This window comes from Aeromicrobium senzhongii, from assembly GCF_014334735.1.
Lineage (GTDB): Bacteria > Actinomycetota > Actinomycetes > Propionibacteriales > Nocardioidaceae > Aeromicrobium > Aeromicrobium senzhongii.
The window spans coordinates 1,570,361-1,588,320 of sequence record NZ_CP060587.1 but is presented as its reverse complement, the minus strand read 5'-3'; the positions used below and the strand labels follow the sequence as shown (position 1 = coordinate 1,588,320).

Below are 17,960 nucleotides of genomic sequence, written 5' to 3'. Positions count from 1 at the left end.
CCCGCCGTGACGGTGGTGCTGATGTGTGGTGCGACGGGCGCCGGGAAGTCGACGTACGCCCGGAACCTCGAGGCTGCGGGCTGGCTGCGACTCTCGTTCGACGCCGAGACGTGGCGGCACGGGTTCCGGAGCCTGGACGTGCCGCAGGACGTCCTGGTCGAGATCGAGCAGGACCTGCGCGGACAACTCGTGGAGTCGGTCATCCACGGCGAGGACGTGGTCGTCGACTTCTCGTTCAGCACCCGTGCCCTGCGCGACGCCTACCGCGCGCTGGCGGCCGAGATCGGCGTCCTGGCCGAGACGGTGTTCCTCCCCGTCGATCGCCAGACCGCGCTGGCCCGCGTCCGCACCCGCACGGGATCAGGTGCGGACGACCTGCAGCTCTCCGACGAGCAGGTCGTGGCGCACATCGACGGCTTCGAGGTACCGACCTTCGCCGAGCACCCCCTGCGCGTTCGCGATGGGGATCTGGAGCTCCGCCACGCGCAGGTCGCCGACATCGAGATTCTCCTGGCGTTCTGGGCGATCTCGGCCGAGAACGCCGCGCGGCCGGCCGATGAGGCCCGCCTCGTCGCGCAGTTGCTGGCGCGCGACCCGGCGGCGGTCATCGTGGCCGAGCAGGCGGGCGAGATCGTGGGCTGCGTCGTGGCGGGCTGGGACGGGTGGCGGGCGAACCTCTACCGGTTGACGGTGCACCCGCAGCAGCGGGGGAGGGGAGTGGGCTCCCGGCTGCTCGACCAGGCCGAGCGCCGTTTGACCGCCCTCGGTGCCACGCGGATGTGCGCGATGGTGCTCGACGAGAACGACCCGGGCGCCGGACTGTGGCGCTCCGCCGGTTACGCACCGCAGGGGGAGTGGAGCCGGTGGGTCAAGCCGGTCGTGCTCCGCTGAGGACGCAGAACTCGTTGCCGTCCGGATCGCGCATCACGACCCAGCTGACCTTTCCCTGGCCGATGTCGGTGCGGGCGGCACCCAGTTGCTCGAGCCGTTCGACCTCGGCCGCCTGGTCGCCGTAGGGGCGGATGTCGAGATGCCAGCGGTTCTTCGACGGCTTCTCCATCAGGGGCGGTCCGCCCCACGAGATCTTCGTCCCGCCGTGCGGCGACTGGATCGCGGTCTCGTCGCCCTCGTCCCACACCATGAGCCAGTCGAGCGCCGCCTGCCAGAACTCGCCGGTGGCCCGACTGCCGTCGCACGAGAGCGCGCCGATGCGTCCGCACCCCGCGGTGAACCGGTTGTCGGGGCCCAGCACGCAGAACTCGTTGCCCTCGGGGTCGGCGAGGACGATGTGAGGCTCGGTCGGCAGCTGCCCGACGTCGAGGTGACTGCCGCCGAGCGACAGCACACGCTCGACCGTCGCCTGCTGATCCTCGGGGGACGAGCTGGTGAGGTCGAAGTGCATCCGGTTCAGGAGGGTCTTGGGATGGCGTGTCGGCTCGATGTCGATCGGGAACGAGACGTCGTCCGGCGCCGTCAGGGTCAGGACGCCGTCGTCGTCCGGGCTCTCGACGATGTTGCGCTCGAGGACGCTGCCCCAGAACGCCGCCAGCCGCGCGGGATCGTTCGCGTCGACGACAAGGGCTTCCAATCGACTGGTCATGTGAGCCACGTTACGTCGGAGCGGAGCCGTCGGTCAGCCCCACGGCGTGGGCGGCGCGGGACCGGTCGTCGACCACGAGGACCTTGCGCCCGTGGTGGTCGGTGTACTGGACGTCGAGTCGGACGTCGGCGGCGGCGAGCTGGCGCATGAGCCGTCCGAGGGCGCCGGGGACGTCGGCATCGAGGGGGACCAGCAGCACCTCGCGGACCGCGACGACGTCGAGGCCCGAGTCCTGCAACGCGCGGGTCGCGGCCTCGGCGTCCGCCACGAGGTAGTGGGCCGTGTGCTCCCACATCCCACCGCCAAGGAGGTCCACGCCGGCGGCGCCCAGGATCGTGCCGATGCGCTCGAGCGACGCCGCACCGTCGGGCGCCGGGATGGCGATGTCGCGCATCAGGAGGCCCACTCGACCGAGTGCTCGACGCGCACGGTGGCGTTGAGGGTGTTCGCGATGAAGCACTGTCGGTGCGCCGTCTCGACCAGCTGCGCCAGCGTGGACTCGTCCGCGCCACGCGCCGTGATGCGTGGCCGCAGGACGATCTCGGTGATGCGCATCGGGCCGGAGGTCTGCGGCATGAGGGCGGTCGCGTCGTCCTCGTATGCCAGTACGTCGATCTTGGCCAGCGCGGCGACGGACAGGAACGACAGCAGTTGACACGAGCTGGCTGCGGCGAGCAGCAACTGCTCGGGATTCGTGAGGCTTCCATCACCACGGAACGACGCGTCCGCGCTGACGGCCAGCGTGCCGCCGGCGAGTTCGACCTCGTGTGCTCGGTCGTACGCTCGGTAGCCGTCGCCGGTGGAACCCGCCCATGCCAGCCGCGTGGAGTACTCGTGAGTGGCCATGTCCCGACGCTAGGAGAACGCGCCGACAGTTCTCGCCGGCACGGCAACAGCACCGGTCACGGGTTCCCACCTGCGGTCGGGTGGGCCACGCTGGACCCATGGCCCACCAGAACGTCGTGATCTCGTTGCCGATCTCCGACCGCAGGACGTCGTGCGACTTCTACGAGCGCGTCCTGGACCTGACGGCGCCGGGCGAGCCGGCCGACGACGGTGTGCCCGAGCCGTTGCAGTTCTCGCTGTCCGAGACCGTCAAGCTGATGCTGATCCCGTCCGGCGGCTTCGGCTGGGTCACGGGCGGGCGCCCGGTGGCGCCGGTCGAGCAGCACGAGTGCCTCTTCACCTGGTCGGCCACGACCCGCTCCGAGGTCGACGAGCTCATCGCTCGCGCCCGGGCCGCGGGCGCCGAGATCGTCAGCGAGCCGGCGGCGCAGCCGTGGGGCTACACCGGCACCTTCGCCGACCCGGACGGACACCTGTGGTCGGCGACGGCCGAGGAACTGTCGGAGCACCGGGGTTGAGTGGCGCCATGAGCTCTTCCGTCATCGCCCGAGCCCTCGAGCAGGCCGAGGCACTGCTGGCCGACGTCCCCGAGGACGCGTGGGACGCGCCGACTCCCTGCGTCGAGTGGACCGTCCGCGACCTCGTGGACCATCTGGTCAACCTCCCCGCGCAGTTCTCGACGATGGCGGCGGGGGAGTCGGTCGACTGGTCCGCTCCGACGCCCCGTCATGACGACCCCACCGCGGTCTTCCACGCGCACGCGAACCGGCTGCTCGCGACGCTCGGTCAGCACCCCGAGTCCGTTCCGGAGGGGATGCTGGCCGGTGAGCTCTCGGTGCACAGTTGGGACCTCGCCTCCGCGGTGGGTGGCGACACGTCGGGATTCGACCCCGAGATCGCCGAGACGGGCTACGACTTCATGTCGGCGGCCCTCACCGACGAGCAGCGCGGCCGGGCCTTCGGGCCCCGGCAGCCGGCACCGGACGGCGCGAACCCGTACGAGCGGCTCGCGGCGTTCACCGGCCGCGAGGTTCCGTTCCGCGTCCCGTAAGTACCCTTGACGTTACGTAACTGTCTTGGTACGTTCGCTTCATGGACGCCGTACTGCAAGCGCTGGCCGACCCGAGTCGGCGCACCGTGCTCGAGATCCTGCGCGACCACGAGGCGACCGCGGGGGAGTTGGCCGACGCTCTGCCGATCGCCCGCCCCGGAGTGTCGCGGCACCTGCGCGTGCTGCGTGAGGCCGGCCTGGTGGAGGCACGCCAGGAGGCGCAGCGGCGGATCTACCGCCTGCGGCCGGAGGCGCTGATCGAGGTCGACGAGTGGCTCGACGACTACCGCGCGTTGTGGCAGAACCGCCTCGACGCCCTGCACACCGAGATCGCTCGAGGGAAGAAGGCGGGCTCATGACCACGACGACGATGCGCGCACTGGACGCCACGACAGGCGCGGTGCGGGTCGAGGACGTCTACGACACCGACATCGACGACCTGTGGGACGCGTGCACGGTGCCGGAGCGGCTCGCGCGATGGATCGCGCACGTGTCCGGTGACCTGCGGGTCGGCGGCACGGTCGAGATGACGTTCACCAGCACGTGGAGCGGCCCCGGCCGGATCGACGTCTGCGACCGGCCGCATCATCTGCTCGTCACCACCTCCGCCGGCACCGACCAGGAGTGCGAGATCGAGGCGTGGCTGACCGCCGAGGGGGAGCGAACTCGATTGGTCGTGGAGGAACGCGGCCTGCCGCTGGACGAGCTCCACGTTCACGGGGCGGGCTGGCAGGCCCACCTCGAGGATCTGGGTCGGTCGCTCGAGCTCGATGGGACGGCGCATCCTGACGGCTGGTCCGCCACGGAACCGTCGCCGCACTGGCGACGCCGCTGGACCGAGCTGGCGCCGTCCTTCAAGAACGCCGACGTGTCGTGACGTCTGACGCGATCACCCTGAGTGACATCACGCTGAACGCACCCGACGCGTTCGCGCTGGCACGGTTCTACGCCGTCATCACTCGGGGCGAGGCGCACGGCACGTCGGCCTGGGCCCGGGTCACCGGCCCGGGCGGACAGATCGGGTTCCAGCAGGTCGCCGACTTCAGGCCGCCGACCTGGCCCGACGGCGCCGTGCCGATGCAGATGCATCTGGACTTCTTGGTCGACGACCTGGTGGCCACCGAGTCACGAGTGCTCACCGCCGGTGCGACGCGTTTCCAGTGGCAACCGAACGCCGATCACTGCCTGGTCTACGCCGACCCGGTCGGGCATCCGTTCTGCCTGACACTGTGGGACGATCCGCTGGCCCCGACTCACTGATTTCCCGGTCTGCCTATTTGTCCGATAATGCACATTATGTCAGTTACGCGGAAGACCCCCCGAGATCGACGGCTCTGGACCCCCCGTCAACGCTCACTGACGCTGCCGACGAGCAATCGGCCGAGCATGGGCCGCGCCACCATCACTCGCGTCCGCGGGCGAGCCTGACCTCACATGCTGCGGCGACGATGCACGATCAGCGCGGCGCCTCCGGCGACGAGCAGTGCGACGCCGATGCCCCAGGCCGGACCCCACGGACCGCCGGTGCTGGCCAGGAAGTCGTCGTAGTAGCCGCCGTAGTCGCTGCCACCGCCGCCGCCCTGCTCCTCATCGTCGCCACCCTGGTCCTGCGTCCGGTACGTGTTCGTGGCCACGACCTCGCCGACGAGCTCCTCCACGATCGTGACCGGTCCGGGCGTGATCGTCACCGGCGTCGAGAGGACGACGGTGTCCGTCTCGCCGGTGGCGGTTTCGGTGACCTCACAGTTCGTGCCGGCCGGGATGCCCTCCAGCGTCTCGACGTAGCCGCCCGCGAGCGAGCCTGCCGCGATGGTGAACTGCTGGTCGAAGGCGTTGTCCGCATCGTCACAGTCGATGTCCAGGACGACCTCGCCCTGCTCCCCTGCGGCCGGTCCACCGATGATCTTCGTGACCTGCAGCCCTCCGACGGCGCGGGCGTACTCGTTCGTCACGGCGACCGGCTCGTTCGCGTTCTCCACGACCGTGACGGTCGCGGGGTCGATGGACGAGGCGGTCAGGCTGACGAGTCCGTTGTCGCCGTCCTGGGGCTCGGTGATCGTGCAGGTCGAGCCGGCCGGGAATGCCGTCAGGGTGGTCGTCTCGATCCCCGCGCCGGTGCCGGCCGCGATGGTGACGGCCTGTTCGATCGTGCTGCCGTCCTCGGGGTCGGTGCAGGCGACGAGGATCTCGACCGGCCCCTGGAGGCCGGCTCCCCCGCCGCTGATCGTCTTGGTGACGGTGATCCCGCCGACCGTGGCGTCATAGTCGTTCGTGACGGCCACGGCAGGGGTCGCGCCCTCGGCGATGGTGACCGTCGCTGGGGCGATGGACGTGGCTGTCACGGTCACCCGGCCGTTGTCACCGTCCTCCGGCTCGGTGATGGCGCAGGTCGCACCCACCGGAAGCCCGGAGAAGGTGTCCGACACCGTGCCTGCCGGGCTCTCCGCGGGGATCGTCAGGGTCCGCTCGAGTGCCGTGCCCCCGCCCTCGGGAGTACACGACACCAAGACCTCGATCGGACCCTGCAGGCCCGCGCCGTCGCCCGTGATCGTCTTCGTGACCTGGAGTCCGCCGGTCGCCCGCGCGTACTCGTTCGTGACCGTCACCGGTGTGCCCGCGCCCTCGAGCACGGTCACGGTCCCGGGTTCTATCGAGGTGGCCGTGACGCTCACCTGGTCGTTGTCACCGTTCTCGAGCTCCGTGGCGACGCACTCCGATTCCGAGGGCAGGCCGGTGAAGTCCTCCGACTGCGAGCCCGCTGGGGACTGGGCCGGGATCGTCAGGGTTCGTTGGATCTCGGCGCCCCCGTCTGGTGGAGTGCAGGTCAGGAGGACCTCGATCGGACCCTGCAGACCCGCCGCCTCGCCGGTGATCGTCTTGGTGACCCGGACCCCGCCGGTGGCGCGCGCGTACTCGTTCGTGACCGCGACGGACGCGGTCTGATTGGCCACGACCGACACGGTCTCGGGTTCGATGGACGTGGCGGTCACGGTCACCAGCCCGTTGTCGCCGTCCTCGGGCTCGGTGACGACGCAGGACGACCCTGCGGTCAGTCCGGTGAACGTCTCCGCCTGCGACCCGGCGGCCGTTCCGGCCGGCACCGTCAGGGTCCGCTCGACGACGGGACCGCCGCCCCGGGGGGTGCAGGTCACCAGGACCTCGACCGCGCTCTGCAGTCCCGCTGCGTCGCCGCTGATCGTCTTGGTGACCTCGATGCCGCCACTGGCCACGCGCGTGATGCGCACGCTGGCAACCGCCGCGATGGTGCTGTTCTCGGCGAGGATCAGGCTCTGGGCAGAGTTCCGCCCCGGGATCGAACCGTCGTAGAGATAGACAGTGCTCTCCCGCACGGGCACCTCGCGTTGCAAGGAGAAGCCCTGGGAGGCGGCCGTGCTGGCGCTTCGCGTCCACAGTTGTGCGCCGGGCTGGACCGTCGCGCCCTCGGCGAGCGGCTGGGTGCCCGCGGCGTCGGCGAAGACCTCCACACCTTCGAGGCGCAAAGTCGACGGACCGTCCGCCGTGACCGTGAAGGGTCCGACGAGCTCGCCGGAGGCGGGTGCCTGTGCCGTCTGCGGCGAGACACTGAGGTCCGGCTGCGCGGGCTCCGCCAAGGGCCCGTTCGCGATCGCGTCCGCGACGATCTCCGACGTGAGGTCGAACAGCTGGCGGTTGTTGTCGGGATCGAGCACGAAGCTGTCGCTGAAGAACCAGATCGCCGACTGGACCGCACCGGCCCGGACGTTGTCGGCGACTCCGGCCGGCACGTCGGGCACGGTCGGGTAGTAGTTCTGCAGGATGTAGGCGACGTAGCCGAGGTTCCTGACGTTCGACTCGTTCCACTCCCCTCGCTCGTACGGGATGCCCGTCTGGGTCGAGGTGAAGACGTCGATGCAGTACGTCAGCACCTCGTTGCCCTCGGCATCGTTGGCCGGGATGACGCCGGCATAGCCGTCGTTGCGGGTGGGCCACGTGGTCGGGACGTCGGTCGCGGCCGGGTAACCCTCGGTCACCGGATCGAAGGTGGAGGGTCCGGTGTAGCCGTCAACGTCGAGCACGCCGAGCTCTCCGGTGAGCGGTCCGATCTGCAGCTCGGTGAACGGAGAGCCGACTGGGAACGGCTCGTCCTCACCACCGATGATCGGCTGAGCCTGGGCCGGGGTCATCGCGAACAGCAGGCCCGCGAGCAGGGTCAGGACCAGCAGCCCGGCCGCACCCCGACGACCGCGGTTGGTCACTCCACTGGTCTCGGTCATCGAGTCCCCCCAGGGTCCGGTTCACCTGGCTCCCCGACGGGGATCCCGGTATTCGAGTGTGGTCACGGTCACAGGAGAACCGCAAGCGCGGAGGCGTCAGCCGTGAACGGGCCGCGGGGCCGCAGAAGCCGTAGGCTCGCGCCATGACCCCCGGATCTGCACCCTCTGCCGCGCGCGCCGTCGACCAGCATCCCGCCATGGACTACGTGGCGCGGGCCGGACTGGTCGCGTTCGGCGTCGTTCATGTGGTGATGGGCTGGCTCACGCTGCAGCTCGCGTTCGGGGACCGCGAGAACAAGGCCGACAGCACCGGTGCCGTGCAGGAGCTGGCCGAGCAGCCCTTCGGTGGGGCGATCGTGTGGGCCGTCGCCGTCGGCATGATCCTGCTCGCCGTCTGGCAGGCGATCGAGGCCGCCGTCGGACACCGCGAGGACGATGGCACCACACGGCTGCGCAAGCGACTGACGAGCCTGGGCAAGGTCGTCATCTACCTCGCGATCGCGATCAGCGCGATCAAGGTGGTCACCGGTTCGGGCTCGTCCAAGAAGGACGGCACGACCCCGGTGAGCGTGAAGCTCATGGACCTGCCCATGGGACAGATCATCGTCGGCCTCGTGGCTCTCGGCATCGCGGCCGTCGGCGTCTACCTGATCTACAAGGGCGCGACCCAGCGCTTCCTCAAGGACATCGAGGCCGGCGGTGCCAGCGGCCGGGTCGGCACGGCCTACGTCTGGCTGGGCACCGTGGGGTACGTCGCCAAGGGTGTGGCGATCGTGGGTGTCGGTGCGCTCTTCGGCTATGCCGCGGTCACGCACGAGCCGAAGAAGTCCGGGGGCATCGACGAGGCACTGCTCACCGTGCTGGACCAGCCGTTCGGGCCCGTCGTGACCGCACTCGTCGGCGCAGGATTCGTCGCGTTCGGACTGTTCTGCTTCGCATGGGCCCGCCACATCGACCGATGAGTCGGGCCGTATCCCTCGGTTGTCGAACACACGTTCTACAGTGGTCCCATGGGCCACAACCGCAGGTACGGCGACCGCCTGTCGGCACTGGATCCTCCGGCCGTCGCTCCCCCGCCCCGCATCCGTCCGCAACACGTCTGGGTGAATCTCTCGACCGTCCAGCACGCCTCGGCGGTGTACCCGGGTGTGCTCGTGGAGTGGCGCCCCGTGGTGAAGGGGTGGGAGGCGCTGTGCACCTGGGCCTCACCGGACGGCGTCGTGCACACCGGGTGGCTGCCGGCCATGCGATTGAAGCCGTTGACGTGAGGGACTGAGGACGCTCGCGCCCGCGAACCCATCCGGCGGCAGTCTCGCAACGAACCACACGCATGAATCGCCATGATCTCGCTCTCGGGGCGGGTGCAGGCCTGCTCTCGGCCGCTGCCGGGCTCGCCGCCGGACACCTCGTCGCCGCACTGATCGGTCCGGCCGCCTCGCCGGTCCTGGCGGTGGGCAGCGTGGTGATCGACCGGACGCCGACCCCGCTGAAGCAATGGGCGGTCGAGACGCTCGGGAACGCCGACAAGCCGGTCCTGCTGGGCAGCGTCCTGGCGGGAACCCTGCTGCTGGCGGCGCTCGGCGGCGTGGTCGCGCGCCGGTCGTTCCCCGTCGGCGCCGGCGTGGTCCTGCTGCTGGTCGCCGTGGCCGGCTGGGCCGCTCTCTCTCGTCCGGCCGCTCGGCCCGTGGACGTGATCCCCGCGATCGTGACCGCGGCCGTCGCGCTGGGGGCGCTGCGCTGGCTGTCCCCCGATGCGTCGGGGCCGCGCGAGGTCGTCGACGGCATGGGCCGGCGAAGACTGCTGGTGCGTGCCGGAGTGATCGCCGGCGGGGCACTGGTCGCCGGAACCGCCGGACAATGGCTGGTCGCGCGGGTCCAGGACGTCAAGAACATCGCGCTCCCCCGGGCTCGTCGTCCCCTGCCACCGCTGCCGCGGGGCCTCGAGGGCCGCTTCCGTGGTGTCACCGGCTTCCAGACGCCGAACGAGGACTTCTACCGGGTCGACGTCAACCTCACCGTCCCGATCGTCGACCACGAGAGCTGGACCCTGCGCATCGACGGGATGGTCGACCGGCCCTATGAGCTGACGTTCGACGAGCTGCTCGAGCTGCCGATGATCGAGTGCGACGTCACGATGTGCTGCGTCTCCAACGAGGTGGGTGGCCCGTACCTGGGCGGTGCCCGCTGGCTCGGGGTGCGGGTCTCGGACCTGCTGGAGCGGGCCGGCGTGCGTTCGGGGGCCGACCAGATCCTCAGCACGGCGACCGACGGCTTCACCATCAGCACTCCCCTGTCCGCGGCTCAGGACGGCCGCGACATGATCGTCGCCGTCGGGATGAACGGCGACCCGCTGCCGCGCGAGCACGGCTTCCCCGCCCGCCTCGTGACGCCCGGCCTGTACGGCTACGTGGGCAGCACCAAGTGGCTCACGAGGATGACGGTGACGACCTATCGCGAGGAGAAGGCGTACTGGACCGATCGCGAGTGGGCCACCGACGGTCCGATCAAGATCGCGTCGCGCATCGACACCCCCGCCGCGTTGAAGGCGGTCGATGCCGGTCGCGTCGTCGTCGCGGGCGTCGCCTGGGCCCCGGGACGCGGGATCTCCGCCGTCGAGGTCCGGGTCGACGACGGTCCCTGGCAGGAGGCGCAGTTCGGACCCGATGCGGGCGTGGCCTACTGGCGTCAGTGGTACCTGCTGTGGGACGCCGACTCCGGCCGGCACACCCTGACCGTCCGCGCCCGCACCCCCGACGGCGAGGTCCAGACCGATGATCGCGAGCCGCCTTTCCCCGACGGTTCCAGTGGTTTGCAGCAGATCGTCGTGAACGTTCGGTGATCAGACCCATCCGATCTCCCGACGGTGTCGAACCACTTGCAACATCGTCACCAATGAGAGGCACGACCATGAACCGCTTGCTCCCCCACCGCGCCGCCGCAGCCACCGCCGCCATCGTCATGTGCTTCGGTCTGGCTGCCTGCAGCAGCAGCGACGACTCGTCCAGCGACTCGAGCGCCAGCACTCCCTCCAGCTCCGCGACCGAGGAGATGGACGAGGCCATGGGCCCGTTCGGCGCCGGCTGCTCCGCCGTCCCCACCGAGGGTGAAGGCTCCGTCGATGGCATGGCCGACGACCCGGTCGCGACCGCCGCCTCGAACAACCCGCTGCTCACCACGCTCGTCAAGGCCGTCACGGCCGCCGACCTCGGTGACACCCTCAACAGCGCCGAGTCGCTGACGGTCTTCGCGCCGACCAACGACGCGTTCGCCAAGATCCCCGCCGCCGACCTGAACGCCCTGCTGGCCGACAAGGCTGCGCTGACCAAGGTGCTGACGCACCACGTGGTGGAGGGCGAGCTGTCGCCCGAGGACGTGGCCGGCGAGCACAAGACGCTCGCGGGTGACACGATCACCGTGGAGGGCTCCGGCGAGGAGTTCACCGTCGGAGAGGCCAGCGTCATCTGCGGCAACGTCGACACGGCGAACGCCAAGGTGTACGTGGTCGACTCCGTGCTGATGCCCTGACCATCCATCCCACGAGGGCGATGAACTGGTGAATCAACTGCGTGCAGCGACCTCGGGCGGCGACACCTCGCCGCCCGAGGCGCTCGCGCCGCTGCTCAAGCGGTGCGGACTGGGCGACGAGTATGCGTTCGCCGACCTGTACGACCAGGTCTCACCGCGCATCTTCGGTCTGGTCAAGAGGATCATCCGCGACCCGGCCCAGTCCGAGGAGGTCACCCAGGAGGCGTTCCTCGAGATCTGGCGTCAGGCGGCCCGGTTCGACCTGGCGCGGGGCTCGGCGCTCGCCTGGATGATGACGATCGCGCACCGCCGCGCCGTCGACCGGGTCCGCAGCGTCGAGGCCACCAGCACGCGTGACGTGGAATACGGCCACCGTCATCAGGCCGTGGAATACGATTCAACTAGTGAAGTGGTCCAGTCCCGGATGGACGCACAGCGGGTCCGCAAGGCGATGGGAAGCCTGACGGACACGCAACGCCAAGCCATCGAGCTGGCCTATTTCCGGGGATGTACCCATACGGAGGTCGCCACGATGTTGGGAGTGCCGCTGGGCACGGCGAAGTCCCGCGTCCGCGACGGCCTCATCAGACTGCGCGACACGATCGGAGGTGAACGATGAGCGACGTGCATGCCCTGTCAGGTGCCTACGCGCTCGACGCGGTCACCGACATCGAGCGCCAACAGTTCGAACGCCATCTCGCCGGGTGCGACATCTGCACCGAGGAGGTCGCCTCGCTGCGTGAGGCTGCGGCAGAGCTCTCCGCCCTCACGGTGGAGGAACCGCCGCGGGAGCTGCGTGGCTCGGTCCTCTCCGCCCTGTCCGAGGTGCGACAGCTGCCCCCCGTGGTCCGGCACCGGCCCGCGCCGGCCCGCCGGTCTCCCCGGCGCCTGCTCGTGGCCGCCGCCGCGGCCGTCGTGGTGGTGGGAGTCGGCGTGGGCGTGGCCCGCCCCTGGCAGGACGACCCGGGCTCCGGCCAGACCGTCAGCGTGGCCGACCGCGTGATGCGTGCCGCCGACGCCCAGCGCATCACCCTGGAGTTCGAAGGCGGTGCCAAGGCGACCGTGGTCCGCTCCCCCTCGGTCGGCCGAGCGGTGCTGGTCACGCGTGACATGCCGCCCCCGCCCAAGGGCCACTCGTACGTCGTGTGGTTGCAGCAGGGCGATGCGATGGTGAACGCCGGAGCGATGGCCCAGAGCCCCGACCAGACGGTGTTGCTCTCCGGTGACGCGGCGACCGCCTCGGCGGCCGGCGTCACGGTCGAGTCCAACCCCGACGTCGACGAGCCGACCCAGGACCCGATCGCGTTGTTCGAGTTCTGAGCGTGCGCGACGACGGACGGGTGTTCGAGTTCGACGCGGACCTGTGGCTCTGGCGTGAGGACGGCTCGTGGCACTTCCTCACGGTCCCGGCGGCCGTGAGCGACGAGATCGAGGACCTGGCCGGCCCGCGCGGCGGGTTCGGCTCGGTCAAGGTCGAGGTCACGGTCGGCGGAACCTCGTGGCGGACGTCCCTGTTCCCCAGCAAGGAGCAGCGGTCCTTCGTGATGCCGGTGAAGCGCTCCGTCCGGGTCGCGGAGGCGTGCGAGGCGGGCGATCGGCTCCGGGTGCGCCTGTCGGTCCAGTCGTAAACTGCCGACGTGGACCGCATCACAGGACACCGCTGACCCGATGGACGAGGACGCCCGCAACCGCGCCGCCCGGTACCGGATGGATCCGGACGCCGAGCGGGTCGATGAGTCAGCGGACGACGAAGCGCCGGCCCCGCCGCCGCGCCGCCCCGAGGACCAGACGCTGTGGGTCGACCAGCAGGTCCGCGCAGCGATGGCGCGAGGCGAGTTCGACGACCTGCCCCACGCAGGCAAACCCCTCCCCCACATCGACACGGCCGCCGAGCCCGACTGGTGGCTCAAGCGGTTCATCGAGCGCGAGCAGATCACCGGAGTCCTGCCCGAGGCGCTGCAACTGCGCAAGGACGACGCGATCCTGGACGAGCAGCTGGACAGCCTGCGGTCCGAGCGTGCCGTGCGCGAGGCCGTCGAGGAGTTCGATCGTCGGATCGTGGCGGCGCGTCGCCAGTTGCAGGGTGGTCCGCCGGTCGTGACGCAGTTGCGCGACATCGAGGTCGAGGTCGCTGCCTGGCGAGCGCGCCGAGGGCGCAGAACTCAGGCGACGTCGGTGCCGGCGCCTGAACCGTCCCCGCGGGGGCGTCATTCGAAGGGCGTGGGATCGCCTGCGCCGACACGGATGACCTCGGCATAGCCGCTGGAGAGATCCACGACGGTGGTGGGCTCACCGATGACCTCGACACCGGAGTCGACGATGGCGTCGATCTGGTCGCCGAGGGCTTCACCGATCTGCCATGCCTCGGTCATGGGCGAGGTCTCGCCGGGCAGGATCAAGGTGGATGACAAGAGCGGCTCGCCGAGTGCCTGGACGAGGGCCAAGGAGACCTTGTGGTCGGGGATGCGCACGCCGACGGTCTTCTTCTTGGCCTGCAGCAGCCGCCGGGGCACCTCGCGGGTGCCGGGCAGGATGAACGTGTACGGCCCGGGCGTGGCGGCCTTGACCGCGCGGAACACCGTGTTGGCCACGTTGACGAAGTGGCCCAGCTGGGCGAAGTCGCAGCAGACCAGCGTGAAGTGGTGCTTGTCGTCGAGCTGGCGGATGGTGCGGATGCGCTGCAGGGCGTCGGCATTGCCGATCTGGGCGCCGAGCGCATAACCCGAATCAGTGGGGTAGGCGATCAGTCCACCGTCGCGTAGCACCTGGACCGCCTGGTCGACAGTGCGCTGCTGGGGGTCGACGGGGTGGATGTCGATGTAGCGGACCATGTGGCCACCCTAGACGTCGGCGGCCCGGCCCTGCATCGCGCGCGTGGAGGTGCCCCACCAACGACCATCCCGCCGGCCCCTGGCTCCACGATCGTCCGAGGACGATGCGGGGCCGAGAGCCGACGGGATGGATGTCGATGTGTAGCGAACCTCGTTCGCCATCCGTGACGTCAGTCGATCAGGTAAAGAGGCTGACGCCGCCGGGGCCGACGAGCAGTGCGATGACGATGAGCACGGCGCCCATCACGAAGTCGCGCTGGACAAGCCGGAGGATGCCGAAAATCGCGATGATCACGGCGGCAATCCACAAAATGGTGTCCCACATGGGGTGACTCCCTTCAATAGGTTCGCCCCTACCCTGCCGTAGGTTCCCGGTGTTCGCATTTTGGACGGAACCGCTCCGTGCTCCCGCGCGCATTAGTGTCGGCTTCGTGAGCACCCCCAGCCTGGCCGAGCGGCGCGAGCGCCAGCTCGCGCACGAGCGGGATCGCGCGGCCCATCTGGCCCAGCGTGCGGAGATCTCCAGGACACGACGCACCACACCGGAGCTCCGCGTGATCGCCCTGGAGGCCGAGGATCGATTCGCCGACGGCGACACCGACACCCTGCTGTCCTGGGTGGCTGAGGAGTTCGGTGACCTGACGGCCGTCGCGTGCTCGATGGCCGACGCCGTTCTCCCCCACGTGGTCGCCCGACACATCCCCTGGGTGGACACGCTCTTCCTCGAGACGGGGTATCACTTCGCCGAGACGGTGGGCACCCGAGACGCGGTCGAGTCCTCCATGCAGCTCACGATCGTCGACGTGCAGCCCCGCCAGAGCGTCGCCGAGCAGGACGCCCAGTACGGCGAGCGCCTCTTCGAGCGCGATCCCGCGTTGTGCTGCCAGCTGCGCAAGGTCGAGCCGCTGACCGAGACGCTCGGCGGGTACGAGGCCTGGATCACCGGGGTTCGTCGTGACGACAGCCCGCTGCGCGCCGACACGCCGTTCGTGACGTGGGACGAGAAGAACGGCCTGGTCAAGATCAACCCGCTGGCCGACTGGACGTTCGACCGGGTGCTCGACTACGCGGCGGAGCACGACGTGATCCTCAATCCGCTGCTGAACGACGGCTACCCGTCGATCGGCTGTGCGCCGTGCACGCGCCGCGTCGCACCGGGAGAGGATCCCCGGGCCGGCCGGTGGGCCGGTCTGGACAAGTCGGAGTGTGGCCTGCACACGTGAGCATCTTCCCTCTCGGACTGCGCCTGGAAGGACGCCGCGTCGTCGTGGTCGGGGGTGGTCACGTGGCCACCCGCCGCGCCTTCGCGCTGGTCGAGTCCGGCGCCGACGTCCACGTCGTCTCCCCCGCCGTCTCGGACTCCCTCGCGTCGGCCATCGGCCGCGGCACGATCACCTGGCACGAGCGCGCCTATCACTGCGGCGACCTCGACGGCGCGTGGCTCGTGCAGACCGCGACCGGTGTCCCGGCGGTCGACGACCTCGTCGCCGACGACGCCGAGGCGCGCCAGATCTTCTGCCTCAAGGGCGGCGACCCCGAGCGGGCCACGGCGTGGACCCCGGCCGTCGCGCGGGTCGACGACGTGACGATCGCCGTCAGCGGGGGCGGTGACGCCGGCCGCGCCTCCGCGCTGCGCGACGCGCTGGCCACGGCGTTGCAGACCGGCGACCTCCCCCTGCGGCACCGCACGCATCCGCGCGGCCTGGTGGCCCTCGTGGGCGGCGGTCCCGGCGACCCCGGGCTGCTGACCGCTCGCGGACGTCGCCTGCTGGCGGAGGCCGACGTGGTGGTCTTCGACCGGTTGGCACCCCAGTCGGTCCTGGCCGAGCTGGCGGCCGATGTCGAGGTCATCGACGTCGGCAAGCAGCCGGACCACCACCCGATCCCTCAGGAGCAGATCAACGCGCTGCTGGTCGACCGCGCCCGCGAGGGCAAGGTCGTCGTCCGCCTCAAGGGCGGAGACCCGTACGTCTTCGGACGCGGCGGGGAGGAGTTGCTCGCGTGCCGTGAGGCCGGCATCGAGGTCGAGGTCGTTCCGGGCGTCACGTCGGCGATCGCCGTGGCGGCGGCCGCCGGAATCCCCGTGACCCACCGCGGAGTCGCGCGAGGCTTCTCGGTCGTCACGGGGCACGAGTCACTCGGCGAGCTCCCGCGGCGGGGCGACCACACGCTGGTGATGCTCATGGGCGTCAAGCGCCTGCGCAGCACCGCGGACGAGCTCATCGCCGCCGGACACGACCCCGAGACGCCGACCGCGGTCATCGAGCGAGGGTTCTCCCCCGATCAACGCACCACGATCGCGACGCTCGGCACGATCGCCGACCGGGCGTCCGATGCCGTGTCGCCCGCGATCACCGTGATCGGCGACGTGGTCAGCCTCGCTGCTGCAACCACCGGTTCAGTCGGCGTTCGCCAGACCTCATGACCAGGTCGTGTGCCAGCACGAAGACCGGGCGCAGCACCCGTTCCGAGCGGCGCATCCACGGCGCCGTGGCGTCGACCCGCCAGTCGATCGTGAGGTCGGTGCGGCCGGGCCGTCCGGGCTCGAACGACAGTGCCGCGCTCCCCTCGAGGTCCCCGCGCGAACGGAAGCGCATCGCGCTGGTCGGCTCGAGCTCGAGGTCGTAGACCGTGAATCGCAGTCGGTACCCGAACACGCTCCGGGCGACGAGGTCGATCTCCTCACCGTGGTGCGCGGTGACGCGCACCGCGTCCCACCACGGCAGCGGGTCGTCCTGCTCGAGGAACTGCTCCAGGGTGTGCCACAGCCGCTCGGGCGGCTCCGCCACGTCCCAGACCGACCGGAACTCGTACGATCGGTCGCTCATGGGGCCGTGTCGGTGCCGGGGAACGCGACGGCGCGGGGATTGAATGGAGCCAGCCCTGCACGGTATGAGCGTGCGGGGCTCTTCTGGTCCCGGAGGCGGGTCATCGGCGAGTCCGCCGCAGCCACCACAGCCCGATGAACGGCAGGACCAGAGGGACGTAGCCGTATCCCGCGCCGAACCCGGACCACACGGTGGCGTCCGGGAAGAGCCCGTCGTCGACGAGGCTCAGCACGCCGACGGTCAGCACTCCGACCAACTCGAAGCCGACGGCTGCGGTGGCGACGCGGCGGTTGCCCGTCGCCAGCGCCCACGTGGCGACGCCGTAGACGACACCGGCCACCGCCGAGAGCGCGTACGCGACCGGCGCCTCGTCGGCCTTCACGATGAGCTGGTAGACCGACCGGGCCGTGGCCGCGACGGTGAACACGGCGTAGACGGCGACCAGCGCGCGCCCGAACCCGTGCTGGGTGTCGCCTGCGTGCTCAGCCATGTCCCTGCCAGATCTGGTGCGTCCGGATCAGCATGACCGAGACGGTGAAGAGGGCGACGGCGACCACGCCCGTGCCCCAGCGCGTCTTGTCACCCACCCCCCACAGGACGGCCGCTGGGGGGATCAGCACGGTCGTCACCAGGTAGGACAGGTAGAGCGCCTTCTCGATGTCGCGATCGGTGCCGGAGACGGCCACGATCCCCCAGATCAGCGCCACGACCAGCAGCGCCTCCACCAGCGCGACGGCGTAGAAGAGCGGGTTGCTGAAGCGGTAGGACTTCGCGGTGTGCCACGCAGCGAACAACGATGCGACGAAGGCGGCGGCGGAGGTCACGTACACCAGTGCGTCAGGCATGTCAGAGCCGAGTCTTTCACGGTGCCAAAATGACCCGGCGAGCACCCCGATCGTCCTGATCTCGCCCGCCATGGCGGTCCCGTCGCCCTTCTACGCCCCGCTCGTCGAGGCCTTCGAGGTCGGCCGCCGGGCCACGGCGCCTGCCGCGTCCGTGCAGCTGGCCGGGGACGGCTTCTCCACT

The 17,960-nt window shown here is 70.3% G+C and carries 25 protein-coding genes; 16 read left to right on the top strand and 9 right to left on the bottom strand.

Features of this window, described 5'->3' with window-relative positions; genetic code table 11:
* Positions 1–21 precede the first annotated feature (21 nt).
* Positions 22–891, top strand: coding sequence for a GNAT family N-acetyltransferase (locus tag H9L21_RS07970; RefSeq protein WP_154594972.1), 870 nt, complete (start codon positions 22–24; stop codon positions 889–891).
* Here H9L21_RS07970 and H9L21_RS07965 read toward each other — a convergent pair.
* Genes H9L21_RS07965 through H9L21_RS07955 form a run of 3 tightly spaced genes read right to left on the bottom strand, consistent with a single transcriptional unit; the run spans position 869 to position 2,446 of the window.
* Positions 869–1,600: a VOC family protein gene (locus H9L21_RS07965; protein WP_154594973.1), complete on the bottom strand. Its 732-nt coding sequence runs from the start codon at positions 1,598–1,600 to the stop codon at positions 869–871. The two genes, H9L21_RS07970 and H9L21_RS07965, sit on opposite strands and share 23 nt — an antisense overlap.
* Before the next feature lie 10 nt (positions 1,601–1,610).
* Entirely contained in the window at positions 1,611–1,994 is a 384-nt protein-coding gene (locus H9L21_RS07960) for an amino acid-binding ACT domain-containing protein (RefSeq protein ID WP_154594974.1), read from the bottom strand.
* Positions 1,994–2,446: an OsmC family protein gene (locus tag H9L21_RS07955; protein ID WP_154594975.1), complete on the bottom strand. Its 453-nt coding sequence runs from the start codon at positions 2,444–2,446 to the stop codon at positions 1,994–1,996. The genes H9L21_RS07960 and H9L21_RS07955 overlap by 1 nt, the downstream gene beginning before the upstream one ends.
* A 98-nt stretch (positions 2,447–2,544) precedes the next feature.
* Here H9L21_RS07955 and H9L21_RS07950 point away from each other — a divergent pair, with 98 nt between their 5' ends.
* The 5 genes from H9L21_RS07950 to H9L21_RS07930 are packed head-to-tail and all read left to right on the top strand — an operon-like array spanning position 2,545 to position 4,757.
* Positions 2,545–2,964: a VOC family protein gene (locus H9L21_RS07950; protein ID WP_154594976.1), complete on the top strand. Its 420-nt coding sequence runs from the start codon at positions 2,545–2,547 to the stop codon at positions 2,962–2,964.
* Positions 2,965–2,972: 8 nt separating this feature from the next.
* On the top strand, positions 2,973–3,497 hold the full coding sequence (locus H9L21_RS07945) for a maleylpyruvate isomerase family mycothiol-dependent enzyme (protein WP_154594977.1): 525 nt from the start codon (positions 2,973–2,975) through the stop codon (positions 3,495–3,497).
* Between the two features lie 41 nt (positions 3,498–3,538).
* Positions 3,539–3,856, top strand: coding sequence for an ArsR/SmtB family transcription factor (locus tag H9L21_RS07940; protein ID WP_154594978.1), 318 nt, complete (start codon positions 3,539–3,541; stop codon positions 3,854–3,856).
* Positions 3,853–4,374, top strand: coding sequence for an SRPBCC domain-containing protein (locus tag H9L21_RS07935; RefSeq protein ID WP_154594979.1), 522 nt, complete (start codon positions 3,853–3,855; stop codon positions 4,372–4,374). The genes H9L21_RS07940 and H9L21_RS07935 overlap by 4 nt, the downstream gene beginning before the upstream one ends.
* Complete coding sequence (locus H9L21_RS07930; RefSeq protein ID WP_187411359.1) at positions 4,371–4,757, top strand: VOC family protein; 387 nt, start codon at positions 4,371–4,373, stop codon at positions 4,755–4,757. The genes H9L21_RS07935 and H9L21_RS07930 overlap by 4 nt, the downstream gene beginning before the upstream one ends.
* 170 nt (positions 4,758–4,927) lie before the next feature.
* On the opposite strand, the gene H9L21_RS07925 is transcribed toward H9L21_RS07930, so the two are convergent.
* Positions 4,928–7,750, bottom strand: a complete 2,823-nt coding sequence (locus tag H9L21_RS07925; protein WP_154594980.1) for a thioester domain-containing protein — start codon at positions 7,748–7,750, stop codon at positions 4,928–4,930.
* A gap of 143 nt (positions 7,751–7,893) precedes the next feature.
* Between H9L21_RS07925 and H9L21_RS07920 the strand changes: the two genes are divergently transcribed.
* From H9L21_RS07920 to H9L21_RS07885, 8 genes are all read left to right on the top strand, one after another.
* Positions 7,894–8,712: a DUF1206 domain-containing protein gene (locus H9L21_RS07920; protein ID WP_154594981.1), complete on the top strand. Its 819-nt coding sequence runs from the start codon at positions 7,894–7,896 to the stop codon at positions 8,710–8,712.
* 48 nt (positions 8,713–8,760) lie between these two features.
* Complete coding sequence (locus H9L21_RS07915) at positions 8,761–9,018, top strand: hypothetical protein (RefSeq protein WP_154594982.1); 258 nt, start codon at positions 8,761–8,763, stop codon at positions 9,016–9,018.
* A 62-nt stretch (positions 9,019–9,080) separates the two neighbouring features.
* The gene (locus H9L21_RS07910; protein ID WP_154594983.1) at positions 9,081–10,589 is read left to right on the top strand and encodes a molybdopterin-dependent oxidoreductase; all 1,509 of its coding nucleotides are present in this window, start codon (positions 9,081–9,083) and stop codon (positions 10,587–10,589) included.
* Between the two features lie 68 nt (positions 10,590–10,657).
* Positions 10,658–11,275: a fasciclin domain-containing protein gene (locus H9L21_RS07905; RefSeq protein WP_154594984.1), complete on the top strand. Its 618-nt coding sequence runs from the start codon at positions 10,658–10,660 to the stop codon at positions 11,273–11,275.
* A gap of 28 nt (positions 11,276–11,303) precedes the next feature.
* The gene (gene sigK, locus H9L21_RS07900) at positions 11,304–11,894 is read left to right on the top strand and encodes an ECF RNA polymerase sigma factor SigK (protein ID WP_255467008.1); all 591 of its coding nucleotides are present in this window, start codon (positions 11,304–11,306) and stop codon (positions 11,892–11,894) included.
* A complete protein-coding gene (locus tag H9L21_RS07895) occupies positions 11,891–12,595 on the top strand; it encodes an anti-sigma factor (RefSeq protein WP_154594985.1) in 705 nt (234 codons plus the stop codon). Before sigK ends, H9L21_RS07895 begins: the two co-directional genes overlap by 4 nt.
* Positions 12,596–12,597: 2 nt before the next feature.
* A complete protein-coding gene (locus H9L21_RS07890) occupies positions 12,598–12,903 on the top strand; it encodes a DUF1905 domain-containing protein (protein ID WP_255467007.1) in 306 nt (101 codons plus the stop codon).
* Positions 12,904–12,943: 40 nt separating this feature from the next.
* Entirely contained in the window at positions 12,944–13,534 is a 591-nt protein-coding gene (locus H9L21_RS07885; RefSeq protein WP_154594987.1) for a DnaJ family domain-containing protein, read from the top strand.
* On the opposite strand, the gene H9L21_RS07880 is transcribed toward H9L21_RS07885, so the two are convergent.
* Both H9L21_RS07880 and H9L21_RS07875 read right to left on the bottom strand, forming a co-directional pair.
* The gene (locus H9L21_RS07880) at positions 13,483–14,106 is read right to left on the bottom strand and encodes an L-threonylcarbamoyladenylate synthase (protein ID WP_154594988.1); all 624 of its coding nucleotides are present in this window, start codon (positions 14,104–14,106) and stop codon (positions 13,483–13,485) included. The genes H9L21_RS07885 and H9L21_RS07880 overlap by 52 nt on opposite strands.
* Positions 14,107–14,284: 178 nt before the next feature.
* The gene (locus H9L21_RS07875) at positions 14,285–14,431 is read right to left on the bottom strand and encodes a GPGG-motif small membrane protein (RefSeq protein ID WP_187411358.1); all 147 of its coding nucleotides are present in this window, start codon (positions 14,429–14,431) and stop codon (positions 14,285–14,287) included.
* A gap of 106 nt (positions 14,432–14,537) precedes the next feature.
* On the opposite strand from H9L21_RS07875, the gene H9L21_RS07870 reads away from it, so the two are divergent.
* Together H9L21_RS07870 and cobA are read left to right on the top strand one after the other, a co-directional pair.
* On the top strand, positions 14,538–15,329 hold the full coding sequence (locus H9L21_RS07870; RefSeq protein ID WP_187411357.1) for a phosphoadenylyl-sulfate reductase: 792 nt from the start codon (positions 14,538–14,540) through the stop codon (positions 15,327–15,329).
* Complete coding sequence (gene cobA, locus H9L21_RS07865) at positions 15,326–16,531, top strand: uroporphyrinogen-III C-methyltransferase (protein WP_187411356.1); 1,206 nt, start codon at positions 15,326–15,328, stop codon at positions 16,529–16,531. The genes H9L21_RS07870 and cobA overlap by 4 nt, the downstream gene beginning before the upstream one ends.
* On the opposite strand, the gene H9L21_RS07860 is transcribed toward cobA, so the two are convergent.
* The 3 genes from H9L21_RS07860 to H9L21_RS07850 all read right to left on the bottom strand — a co-directional run bounded on the left by H9L21_RS07860 (position 16,479) and on the right by H9L21_RS07850 (position 17,779).
* A complete protein-coding gene (locus H9L21_RS07860; protein WP_154594989.1) occupies positions 16,479–16,934 on the bottom strand; it encodes an SRPBCC family protein in 456 nt (151 codons plus the stop codon). The two genes, cobA and H9L21_RS07860, sit on opposite strands and share 53 nt — an antisense overlap.
* Before the next feature lie 100 nt (positions 16,935–17,034).
* A complete protein-coding gene (locus H9L21_RS07855) occupies positions 17,035–17,424 on the bottom strand; it encodes a hypothetical protein (RefSeq protein WP_154594990.1) in 390 nt (129 codons plus the stop codon).
* A complete protein-coding gene (locus tag H9L21_RS07850) occupies positions 17,417–17,779 on the bottom strand; it encodes a hypothetical protein (protein ID WP_154594991.1) in 363 nt (120 codons plus the stop codon). Before H9L21_RS07850 ends, H9L21_RS07855 begins: the two co-directional genes overlap by 8 nt.
* Positions 17,780–17,960: the final 181 nt, after the last annotated feature.

Excerpts from the sequence above, each read along its gene's own strand:
- H9L21_RS07880 (WP_154594988.1), bottom strand. The coding sequence starts at position 14,106 with ATGGTCCGCTACATCGACATCCACCCCGTCGACCCCCAGCAGCGCACT.
- H9L21_RS07850 (WP_154594991.1), bottom strand. The coding sequence starts at position 17,779 with ATGCCTGACGCACTGGTGTACGTGACCTCCGCCGCCGCCTTCGTCGCA.
- H9L21_RS07875 (WP_187411358.1), bottom strand. The coding sequence starts at position 14,431 with ATGTGGGACACCATTTTGTGGATTGCCGCCGTGATCATCGCGATTTTC.
- H9L21_RS07955 (WP_154594975.1), bottom strand. The coding sequence starts at position 2,446 with ATGGCCACTCACGAGTACTCCACGCGGCTGGCATGGGCGGGTTCCACC.
- H9L21_RS07960 (WP_154594974.1), bottom strand. The coding sequence starts at position 1,994 with ATGCGCGACATCGCCATCCCGGCGCCCGACGGTGCGGCGTCGCTCGAG.
- H9L21_RS07970 (WP_154594972.1), top strand. The coding sequence starts at position 22 with ATGTGTGGTGCGACGGGCGCCGGGAAGTCGACGTACGCCCGGAACCTC.
- H9L21_RS07925 (WP_154594980.1), bottom strand. The coding sequence starts at position 7,750 with ATGACCGAGACCAGTGGAGTGACCAACCGCGGTCGTCGGGGTGCGGCC.
- H9L21_RS07945 (WP_154594977.1), top strand. The coding sequence starts at position 2,973 with ATGAGCTCTTCCGTCATCGCCCGAGCCCTCGAGCAGGCCGAGGCACTG.
- H9L21_RS07860 (WP_154594989.1), bottom strand. The coding sequence starts at position 16,934 with ATGAGCGACCGATCGTACGAGTTCCGGTCGGTCTGGGACGTGGCGGAG.
- H9L21_RS07950 (WP_154594976.1), top strand. The coding sequence starts at position 2,545 with ATGGCCCACCAGAACGTCGTGATCTCGTTGCCGATCTCCGACCGCAGG.
- H9L21_RS07920 (WP_154594981.1), top strand. The coding sequence starts at position 7,894 with ATGACCCCCGGATCTGCACCCTCTGCCGCGCGCGCCGTCGACCAGCAT.
- H9L21_RS07885 (WP_154594987.1), top strand. The coding sequence starts at position 12,944 with ATGGACGAGGACGCCCGCAACCGCGCCGCCCGGTACCGGATGGATCCG.
- H9L21_RS07895 (WP_154594985.1), top strand. The coding sequence starts at position 11,891 with ATGAGCGACGTGCATGCCCTGTCAGGTGCCTACGCGCTCGACGCGGTC.
- H9L21_RS07940 (WP_154594978.1), top strand. The coding sequence starts at position 3,539 with ATGGACGCCGTACTGCAAGCGCTGGCCGACCCGAGTCGGCGCACCGTG.
- H9L21_RS07915 (WP_154594982.1), top strand. The coding sequence starts at position 8,761 with ATGGGCCACAACCGCAGGTACGGCGACCGCCTGTCGGCACTGGATCCT.
- H9L21_RS07965 (WP_154594973.1), bottom strand. The coding sequence starts at position 1,600 with ATGACCAGTCGATTGGAAGCCCTTGTCGTCGACGCGAACGATCCCGCG.
- H9L21_RS07910 (WP_154594983.1), top strand. The coding sequence starts at position 9,081 with ATGAATCGCCATGATCTCGCTCTCGGGGCGGGTGCAGGCCTGCTCTCG.
- H9L21_RS07855 (WP_154594990.1), bottom strand. The coding sequence starts at position 17,424 with ATGGCTGAGCACGCAGGCGACACCCAGCACGGGTTCGGGCGCGCGCTG.
- H9L21_RS07905 (WP_154594984.1), top strand. The coding sequence starts at position 10,658 with ATGAACCGCTTGCTCCCCCACCGCGCCGCCGCAGCCACCGCCGCCATC.
- H9L21_RS07935 (WP_154594979.1), top strand. The coding sequence starts at position 3,853 with ATGACCACGACGACGATGCGCGCACTGGACGCCACGACAGGCGCGGTG.